The 8452-nt window shown below is 70.8% G+C and carries 8 protein-coding genes and 1 pseudogene; 6 read left to right on the forward strand and 3 right to left on the reverse strand.

Annotated elements, in window-relative coordinates; genetic code table 11:
- Positions 1-20: 20 nt before the first annotated feature.
- Together A5655_RS10715 and cofC are read right to left on the reverse strand one after the other, a co-directional pair.
- Entirely contained in the window at positions 21-2210 is a 2190-nt protein-coding gene (locus A5655_RS10715; RefSeq protein WP_067009405.1) for an RNA degradosome polyphosphate kinase, read from the reverse strand.
- 105 nt (positions 2211-2315) lie between these two features.
- The gene (gene cofC, locus A5655_RS10720) at positions 2316-2972 is read right to left on the reverse strand and encodes a 2-phospho-L-lactate guanylyltransferase (RefSeq protein WP_067009408.1); all 657 of its coding nucleotides are present in this window, start codon (positions 2970-2972) and stop codon (positions 2316-2318) included.
- Between the two features lie 108 nt (positions 2973-3080).
- Between cofC and A5655_RS10725 the strand changes: the two genes are divergently transcribed.
- Both A5655_RS10725 and A5655_RS10730 read left to right on the forward strand, forming a co-directional pair.
- Positions 3081-4103 (forward strand): NAD(P)H-dependent glycerol-3-phosphate dehydrogenase, encoded by a 1023-nt coding sequence (locus tag A5655_RS10725; protein WP_067009411.1) that lies wholly within the window; start codon positions 3081-3083, stop codon positions 4101-4103.
- Positions 4104-4182: 79 nt separating this feature from the next.
- Positions 4183-5292, forward strand: a complete 1110-nt coding sequence (locus tag A5655_RS10730) for a D-alanine--D-alanine ligase family protein (protein WP_067009415.1) — start codon at positions 4183-4185, stop codon at positions 5290-5292.
- Here the strand turns inward: A5655_RS10730 and A5655_RS10735 are convergent, their stop codons facing one another.
- A complete protein-coding gene (locus A5655_RS10735) occupies positions 5293-5808 on the reverse strand; it encodes a DUF3515 domain-containing protein (RefSeq protein WP_082978593.1) in 516 nt (171 codons plus the stop codon).
- A gap of 147 nt (positions 5809-5955) precedes the next feature.
- Between A5655_RS10735 and A5655_RS10740 the strand changes: the two genes are divergently transcribed.
- From A5655_RS10740 to A5655_RS10755, 4 genes and pseudogenes are all read left to right on the forward strand, one after another.
- Positions 5956-6933 carry a thiamine-phosphate kinase gene (locus A5655_RS10740; RefSeq protein WP_067009421.1) on the forward strand — a complete coding sequence of 326 codons (978 nt, stop codon included), beginning with the start codon at positions 5956-5958 and terminating at the stop codon, positions 6931-6933.
- Between the two features lie 19 nt (positions 6934-6952).
- Positions 6953-7243: a DUF1330 domain-containing protein gene (locus A5655_RS10745; protein ID WP_067009441.1), complete on the forward strand. Its 291-nt coding sequence runs from the start codon at positions 6953-6955 to the stop codon at positions 7241-7243.
- Positions 7240-7923, forward strand: a complete 684-nt coding sequence (locus A5655_RS10750) for a uracil-DNA glycosylase (protein ID WP_067009433.1) — start codon at positions 7240-7242, stop codon at positions 7921-7923. Before A5655_RS10745 ends, A5655_RS10750 begins: the two co-directional genes overlap by 4 nt.
- Positions 7924-7928: 5 nt before the next feature.
- Positions 7929-8393 (forward strand): annotated as a pseudogene (locus tag A5655_RS10755) (alcohol dehydrogenase catalytic domain-containing protein); the annotation flags it as partial.
- Positions 8394-8452: the final 59 nt, after the last annotated feature.

Consider the following 8452-nt stretch of genomic DNA (forward strand, 5'->3'; position numbering starts at 1 on the left):
CTGGAAGCTACCACACGGCGTCAGGGGCTGCGGTGCCGCTCCATCAGCGATTCCTGATGATCGCGCACCGTCCGGCCCTCCTGGGGCGACGCGGTCCACTGCCCGTCCTGGCCCAGCTCCCAGCACCGGGTCGACGGGTCCAGCGCGGACTCGAACAAGTCGTCCAGGTACGCGGTGAGCCGCGGATCCTTGACCTGAACCAGCGCCTCGACGCGCCGGTCGAGGTTGCGGTGCATCATGTCGGCGCTGCCGATCCAGAACTCGTTGAGGCGGTTGAAATGCATGATCCGCGAGTGCTCCAGGAAGCGGCCGAGGATCGAACGGACCGAGATGTTCTCCGAGAAGCCTTCGGCGCCCGGACGCAGCGCGCAGATGCCGCGCACCACCACCTCGACCCGAACGCCCGCGCGCGACGCGCGGTACAACGCGTCGATCACCTGCTCGTCGACCAGAGCGTTCATCTTCATCCGGATCCGGCCGCCACCGTGTTCGCGGTGGGCGGCGATCTCGCGCTCGACGCGTTCGATGATGCCCGTCCGAATGCCGTGCGGGGCGACCAGGAGATTGCGATACGAAACCTTGCGCGAGTACCCGGTAAGCGAATTGAACAGATCGGTCAGATCCGCGCCGATTTCGGGGGAGGCCGTGAGCAGGCCCACGTCCTCGTAGAGGCGCGCCGTCTTCCCGTTGTAGTTGCCGGTCCCGATGTGGCAGTACCGGCGGATCGCCGACCCTTCGCGGCGCACCACGAGGCAGGTCTTGCAGTGTGTCTTCAGGCCGACGTACCCGTAGACCACGTGCACGCCCGCCTGCTCAAGCGTGCGCGCCCAGCGGATGTTGGCCTGCTCGTCGAAGCGCGCCTTGATCTCCACCAGGGCCACCACCTGCTTTCCGGCCTCGGCCGCGGAGATCAGCGCCCGAACGATCGGCGAATCACCGGAGGTGCGGTACAGCGTCTGCTTGATCGCCAGCACGTTGGGGTCGGCGGCGGCCTGCTCGATGAAGCGCTGCACGCTGGTCGAGAACGAGTCGTACGGATGATGAAGCAGCACATCGCCTTCGCGCAGCGTTGCGAAGATGCTCCGAGGGGTCTCGCGGTCGACGAAGGCGGGGTGGGTGTCCGGGACGAATGTCGGATCCTTCAGCGCCGGCCGCTCGATCCCGTAGATCTGCCACAACGACGAAAGGTCGAGGAGGCCAGGCACTTCGATCACGTCACCGGGATGCACATCGAGTTCGCGCAGCAGCAGTTCCAGCATGCTTTCGGTCATGTCGTCGGCGATCTCGAGCCGCACCGGCGAACCGAACCGCCTGCGTGCCAGCTCTCGCTCGAGTGCCTGCAGCAGATCCTCGTCGCGGTCCTCTTCGACCTCGTAGTCGGCGTTGCGGGTGATGCGAAACGCGTGATGCTCAACGATTTCCATGCCCGGGAACAGTTCGGGCAGGAAGGCCGCGATCAGTTCTTCCATCGGCAGATAGCGGACGATTCCGGGCCCGTCGTCGGAAGCACCGCGGGGGTCGAGCTCGACGAAGCGATCGACGTTGTTGGGCACCTTGACCCGGGCGAAATGCTGGCCACCATCCTCGGGTTGGCGCACCATGACCGCCAGGTTCAGACTCAGCCCGCTGACGAACGGGAAGGGGTGCGCGGGATCGACGGCCAGCGGCGTCAAGACGGGAAAGACTTGTTCGGTGAAATAGGTCGACAATTCGTCGCACTCAGCCTGATCCAAATCGGCCCACGTGACGATGTGGATGCCTTCCTCGGCGAGCGCCGGCCGCACCGAATCGAGGAACACCCGCGCGTGCCTGGTGGCGATTCGCTGGGTCTGCTCGCCGATGCGGGCCAGTTGCTCGCGCGGGGTCAGACCGTCGGCCGACCGGACCGACAGGCCCATCTCGTCTCGGCGCTTGAGGCCGGCCACCCGCACCATGTAGAACTCGTCGAGATTGGACGCGAAGATCGCCAGGAACTTCGCGCGCTCCAGCAGCGGCAGCGAGTTATCGGCGGCGAGCGCCAGCACGCGCGCGTTGAAGTCCAGCCAGCTCAGTTCCCGGTTGAGGTAGCGGTCCTCGGGCAGCTCGCCGGAGATCGCGGCCGGGGTGGCCGCGGGTGGAGCCGCCACGTTGGCGTCGCCGGAATGCCATGTGGTCTCGTCGGGCCGTGCCTCGGCTTCGGTTTCGGTCACCCTGCGATCATTGCTCATCACCCGCTGGTGCTGCTAGCGCTCGGCGGACATCCATTCGCAGTTGGCGCGCCGTTCATCGCCTGTACAGGTTTGCTGTTGCGGTGTTTCGCTAATGCCGCGCCCGTCCTATTTGATGGCCCGGGCGGTCGCCGCCCCGACTCCGAGGCGGCGCGCGGCCGCCAGGTCCGCGGGGGTGTCGACATCGCATCGCAGGCCGGGCCAGGCGCCCGTGAGTTCGATCGCGCCCGAACGCCGGTGCCGCGCGCACGAATCCGGGCCGAACTGCGGATTCAGCGAGGTGCCGAACGCGCAGAGCGCGGCGGTTCCCGTCGCCAACCGGTCGGCGACGAAGCTGCGCCGGTGCTGGCGCGCGGCGGCGATTGCCTGGGCCAGCTCCTGGGTCTGCAACGCGGGCAAATCACCTTGCAGCACAACGATATTGGTGAACGCCCCGGCTACCGCTCGTTCGGCGGCGACGATCGCGCTGTTGAGTGGGTCGCGGTCCCCATCGGGCGTCGGGTCGGCCAGCACGCCGGCCCCGAGCTCCGCCGCCGCGGCCGCCGCGGCGTCGTCGGGCGTGACGACGGTGATGGAGCCCAGCGCCTCGACGCCCGACGCGGCGGTCAGGGTGTCGACCAACATGGCCAGCACCACCTTCTCCCGGGTGGGCGCCGAGAAGACCGGGGACAGCCGGGTCTTCGCGGCGGCCAGCCGCTTGACGGCGATGATCAATGCGACGTCACCCGCGCCGTCGGCCGCCCCGTCGGCCCGTGTGCCGCTCATCCCGCCATCCTGCCAGCGCGATCCGGGCGGCCCGGCGTCACGGTAGCGTGACGGCACACCGTCGCGTCACAGATCGCGTCACAGATCGCGTCACAGATAGGGGATCAAATGGCCAGCACGGTTGCCGGTTCGGAGGGCGCCGTCGCGGTGATGGGCGCCGGTGCCTGGGGGACGGCGCTGGCCAAGGTGCTCGCCGACGCCGGCGGAGAAGTCACGCTGTGGGCGCGGCGCTCCGGCGTCGCCGACGAGATCAACGCCACCCGGTACAACCACGCCTATCTGCCCGGCACGCTGTTGCCGCCGGGCGTCCGCGCCACCGCCGACGCGGGCGAGGCGCTGGCCGGCGCGACGACGGTGCTGCTGGGGGTGCCCGCGCAGACGATGCGCGGCAACCTCGAGCGCTGGGCGCCGGCGGTGGCCGAGGGCGCGACCCTGGTCAGCCTCGCCAAGGGCATCGAACTGGGCACGCTCATGCGGATGAGCCAGGTGATCGTTTCGGTGACCGGCGTGGATCCGACACAGGTCGCGGTGATTTCGGGGCCGAACCTGGCCAGCGAGATCGCCGAGTGTCAGCCCACCGCCACGGTCGTCGCGTGCAGCGACTCCGGCCGCGCGGTTGCCGTGCAGCGCATGCTGAACAGCGGCTACTTCCGTCCTTATACCAACAGCGACGTGGTCGGCACCGAGATCGGCGGGGCGTGCAAGAACGTCATCGCGCTCGCCTGCGGGATGGCGGCCGGCGTCGGGCTCGGCGAAAACACCGCGGCGGCGATCATCACCCGGGGCCTGGCGGAGATCATGCGGCTGGGCATCGCCCTCGGCGCCAAGGGGGCGACGCTGGCCGGGCTGGCCGGCGTCGGAGATTTGGTGGCCACCTGCACGTCGCCGCATTCGCGGAACCGGTCGTTCGGCGAATGCCTGGGCCGCGGCGGGACCATGGAGTCGGCCACGCAGGCCGGGGAGGGGCACGTCGTCGAGGGCGTGACCTCGTGCGAGGCCGTCCTCGCGCTGGCGGCCAGTTACGACGTCGAGATGCCGCTGACCGACGCCGTGCACCGGGTCTGCCACAAGGGGTTGTCGGTGGACGAGGCGATGGCGTTGCTGCTGGGCCGCAGCACCAAGCCCGAGTGAGGCGCCCCGGCGGGCGAAAGCCCAGCTGGCGGTCCGGCGCCCGACCCCGGGCCTTTTCAACCGGTAGCCTCTCCAGGTTGTGAATGCCAGCGAGCGCGTGCGCGTCGCCGTCGTCTTCGGCGGGCGCAGCAACGAGCACGCGATCTCGTGCGTGTCGGCGGGCAGCATCCTGCGCAACCTCGACCCGCAGCGTTTCGAGGTGGTCGCGGTCGGCATCACCCCGCAGGGTTCGTGGGTGCTCACCGACGGCGACCCGGACGCGCTGGCGATCACCGATCGGCGGTTGCCCGAGGTGACCGCCGAATCGGGCACCGAGCTGGCCCTGCCGGCGGATCCCGGGCGCGGCGGTGAGCTGGTTTCGCTCTCGCCCGGGGCCGGTGACGTGTTGACGTCGGTCGACGTGGTGTTTCCGGTGTTGCACGGCCCCTACGGCGAGGACGGCACGATCCAGGGGCTGCTCGAACTCGCCGGGGTCCCTTACGTCGGCGCCGGGGTGCTGGCCAGCGCCGCCGGCATGGACAAGGAGTTCATGAAGAAGCTCCTCGCCGCCGAGGGACTTCCGGTCGGCCCGCACACGGTGCTGCGCCCGCCGCGGGCGGCGCTGAGCCTCGACGAGCGCGAGCGCCTGGACCTGCCGGTGTTCGTCAAGCCCGCGCGGGGCGGCTCCTCGATCGGCGTCGGCCGGGTCACGAGTTGGGACGAGCTGCACGCCGCGGTCGCGAACGCCCGCCGGCACGACCCGAAGGTGATCGTCGAGGCGGCCATCAACGGTCGCGAGCTGGAGTGCGGCGTCCTCGAAATGCCCGACGGCACAGTGCAAGCCAGCACCGTGGGCGAGATCCGGGTGGCCGGGGTGCGGGGCCGCGAAGACTCGTTCTACGACTTCGCGACGAAATACCTCGAGGACGCGGCCGAATTGGACGTGCCCGCGAAGGTCGAGGACGAGATCGCCGATGCGGTGCGGCAATTGGCGATCCGGGCGTTCAAGGCCATCGACTGCCAGGGTCTGGCCCGGGTCGACTTCTTCCTCACCGAAAACGGGCCGATCATCAACGAGATCAACACGATGCCGGGCTTCACGACCACCTCGATGTACCCGAGGATGTGGGCGGCCAGCGGGGTCGACTATCCCACCCTGCTCGCGCTCATGGTGGAGACGGCGTTGGCGCGGGGCGTGGGCCTGCGCTAACTAGTGCGCGGGCGCCGGGTCGATCGGCACGGCCGCCATGGTGTGGTCGATCGCGTCGGAAAGCTGCTGGATGGGCGTCGGTCCCGACCCCGCGGGCAGCGTGAGCGCCACGTACACCGGCCGGTCGACCGTGTACCAGGTGGCCCTGGCGGCCTCACCCGCGGATTGCTGGCCGGCGGCCACCTCGAACCACTGCACCCGATCGACGACCTGGATCGGGGACCCCACCACGAACTCGGCGGGGCGGTCGAGCCCGCAGCGCAACACCACCGGCCGGCTGTCGGGCGAGGTCCGCCACGCCGCCGCGCCTTCGGGCGCCGGCTGCGCCAGCGGCGCGCGCTGATAGTCGCCGAGGCGCTGCGGCAGCGCGTCGGCCAGCGCCCGGCACGCGGCGCTCGCCGCCTGTGGCGCGGGGAACGCGGCGACGGCCACCGGTTGCGGCGGCGCCTGGCGCGTCGCCGCGATGGCCAGGATCACCCCGATCGCCACGACGGCCAGCGCGATCGCCGCGATCATCACGGCGCGCGGCGGTCCGGTGTCGGCGCCGGAACGGGTATCGGGGTCGGCTTTCACCGCCCGCGCACCTCCTTCTCTTACACTGGCGCGATCGGGCAGAGATCCAACTTACCGCAGGTCGGGGCGATCGCAGGAGGCCGGAGGAGGATGGCGTGCGTGGACTCTGAGTTCGGAGCATCGGGGGAGTCCCCCACGCTGGCGCGGCTCGGTGAGTTCGCCGTCATCGATCGGGCGGTGCGTGGCCGCCGGCAACCCGACGCGGTAATTCTCGGGCCGGGCGACGACGCGGCGCTGGTGTCGGCGGGCGACGGGCGCACCCTGGTCTCGACCGATGTGCTGGTGCAGGACCGGCACTTTCGGCTGGATTGGTCCACACCCCGCGACGTCGGGCGCAAGGCGATCGCCCAGAACGCCGCCGACATCGAGGCGATGGGCGGGCGGGCCACGGCCTTCGTGGTCGGCTTCGCGGCGCCCGGCGACACGCCGGCCGCCCAGGTGGATGCGCTGGTCGACGGGATGTGGGACGAGGCGGGCCGGATCGGCGCCGGCGTCGCCGGCGGCGACCTGGTCAGCTGCCCGCAATGGGTGGTCTCGGTGACGGTGCTGGGTGACCTCGAGGGCCGCGCGCCCGTGCTGCGGTCCGGGGCGAAGGCGGGCTCGGTGATCGCCGTCGCCGGTCGGCTGGGCCGCTCCGCCGCCGGGTATTCGTTGTGGCAGAACGGCATTGAGGATTTCGACGAACTGCGGCGTTGCCACCTGGTGCCGGAGCCGCCCTATGGGCAGGGCGCCGTGGCCGCGGCCGCCGGCGCGACGGCGATGATCGACGTGTCCGACGGCCTGATCGCCGATCTGCGGCACGTCGCCGAGGCCTCCGGCGTGGGCATCGATTTGTCTACCGCCGCGCTGGGCGCCGACCGCGACGCGCTGGCCGCCGCCGGTGACGCCGTCGGCGCCGACCCCCTGGCGTGGGTGCTCTCCGGCGGGGAGGACCACGCCCTGGCGGCCTGTTTCGCCGGTCCGGCGCCCGCCGGCTGGCGCGTCATCGGCCGCGCGCTCGACGGGCCGGCCCGGGTGCTCGTCGACGGCTCGGAGTGGAGCGGGTACGCGGGGTGGCAGTCGTATTAGCGTGGCTTTAAATATGAGGGTGACCGTCTACGCCATCGCTCAGCTGAAATTCACCGACCGGGCGGCCTACGACCGGTACCAGGCGAGGTTCATGGAGGTCTTCCGTCGTCACCCGGGAACGCTGCTGGCCGCCGACGAGTCGCCGAAGGTCGCGGAGGGGAAGTGGGACCGCGAGAAGGTGGTGCTGATGTCCTTTCCCGACGAGGCGGCGTTTTACGCCTTCGTGCGATCGCCCGAATACGAGGAGATCGCGACGGACCGGCGCGCGGGCGCCGACACGCTGGTGCTGCTCGTGCAGGGACTGCAATGACCGCGCGCCCGCTGAGCGAGCTCGTCGAACCGGGCTGGGCCACTGCGCTCAAGCCCGTCACCGACCAGGTCGCCCAGATGGGGGAGTTCCTGCGGGCCGAGATCGCCGCGGGTCGCCGGTACCTGCCGGCCGGGCCAAACGTGTTGCGCGCCTTCACCTATCCGTTCGATGACGTCAAGGTGCTGATCGTCGGGCAGGACCCCTACCCGACGCCCGGGCACGCCGTGGGCCTGAGCTTCTCGGTGGCGCCCGACGTGCGACCGCTGCCCCGCAGCCTGGCCAACATCTTCGACGAGTACGCCGCCGACCTGGGCCACCCCCAGCCGGCGTGCGGCGACCTGACGCCCTGGGCGCAGCGCGGCGTGATGCTGCTGAACAGGGTGCTCACGGTGCGGCCCAACAACCCGGCGTCGCACCGGGGCAAGGGGTGGGAGGCGGTGACCGAGTGCGCGATTCGCGCGCTGGCCGAGCGATCCCTGCCGCTGGTGGCCATCCTGTGGGGCCGCGACGCGTCAACACTGAAACCCATTCTGGCCGAAGGCAATTGCGTGGCGATCGAGTCGCCGCATCCCTCGCCGCTGTCGGCGTCTCGCGGCTTCTTCGGCTCGCGCCCGTTCAGCCGCGCCAACGAGCTGCTGGTGGGAATGGGCGCCGACCCGATCGATTGGCGGCTGCCGTGACCGAGATGACCGCGCTGCGCGCGCACCGCCGGGGCGGCCCGGAGGTGCTGGTCGTCGAGCGCGCGCCGATTCCGGTTCCCGCGGCCGGCGAGGTGTTGATCGCGGTTCACGCGGCGGCCATCACGTTCGACGAGCTGGCGTGGGAGGAGACGTGGACCCGCGGCGGCGCCGACCGGACCCCGGTGATCCCGTCGCACGAGGTGTCCGGCGTCGTCGCCGAAACCGGCTCGGGGGTGGCCGATTTCACCGCCGGCGACGAGGTGTACGGGCTGATCGACTTCGACCGCGACGGCGGCGCGGCCGAATTCGTCAGCGCGCCGGCGGCCGACCTGGCCGCCAAACCGTCGACCGTGTCGCACGTCGAGGCCGCCGCGCTGCCGCTGGCCGGGCTGACCGCGCTGCAGGCCCTGGTCGACCAGGCCGCGGTCCAACCGGGGGAGGAGGTCCTGGTGCACGGCGGGGCGCCGGGCTGATCGACTTCGACCGCGACGGCGGCGAAGCCGAATTCGTCAGCGCGCTGCCGCCACCA

The sequence above is a fragment of the Mycobacterium sp. 1081908.1 genome (assembly GCF_001673535.1).
GTDB lineage: Bacteria > Actinomycetota > Actinomycetes > Mycobacteriales > Mycobacteriaceae > Mycobacterium.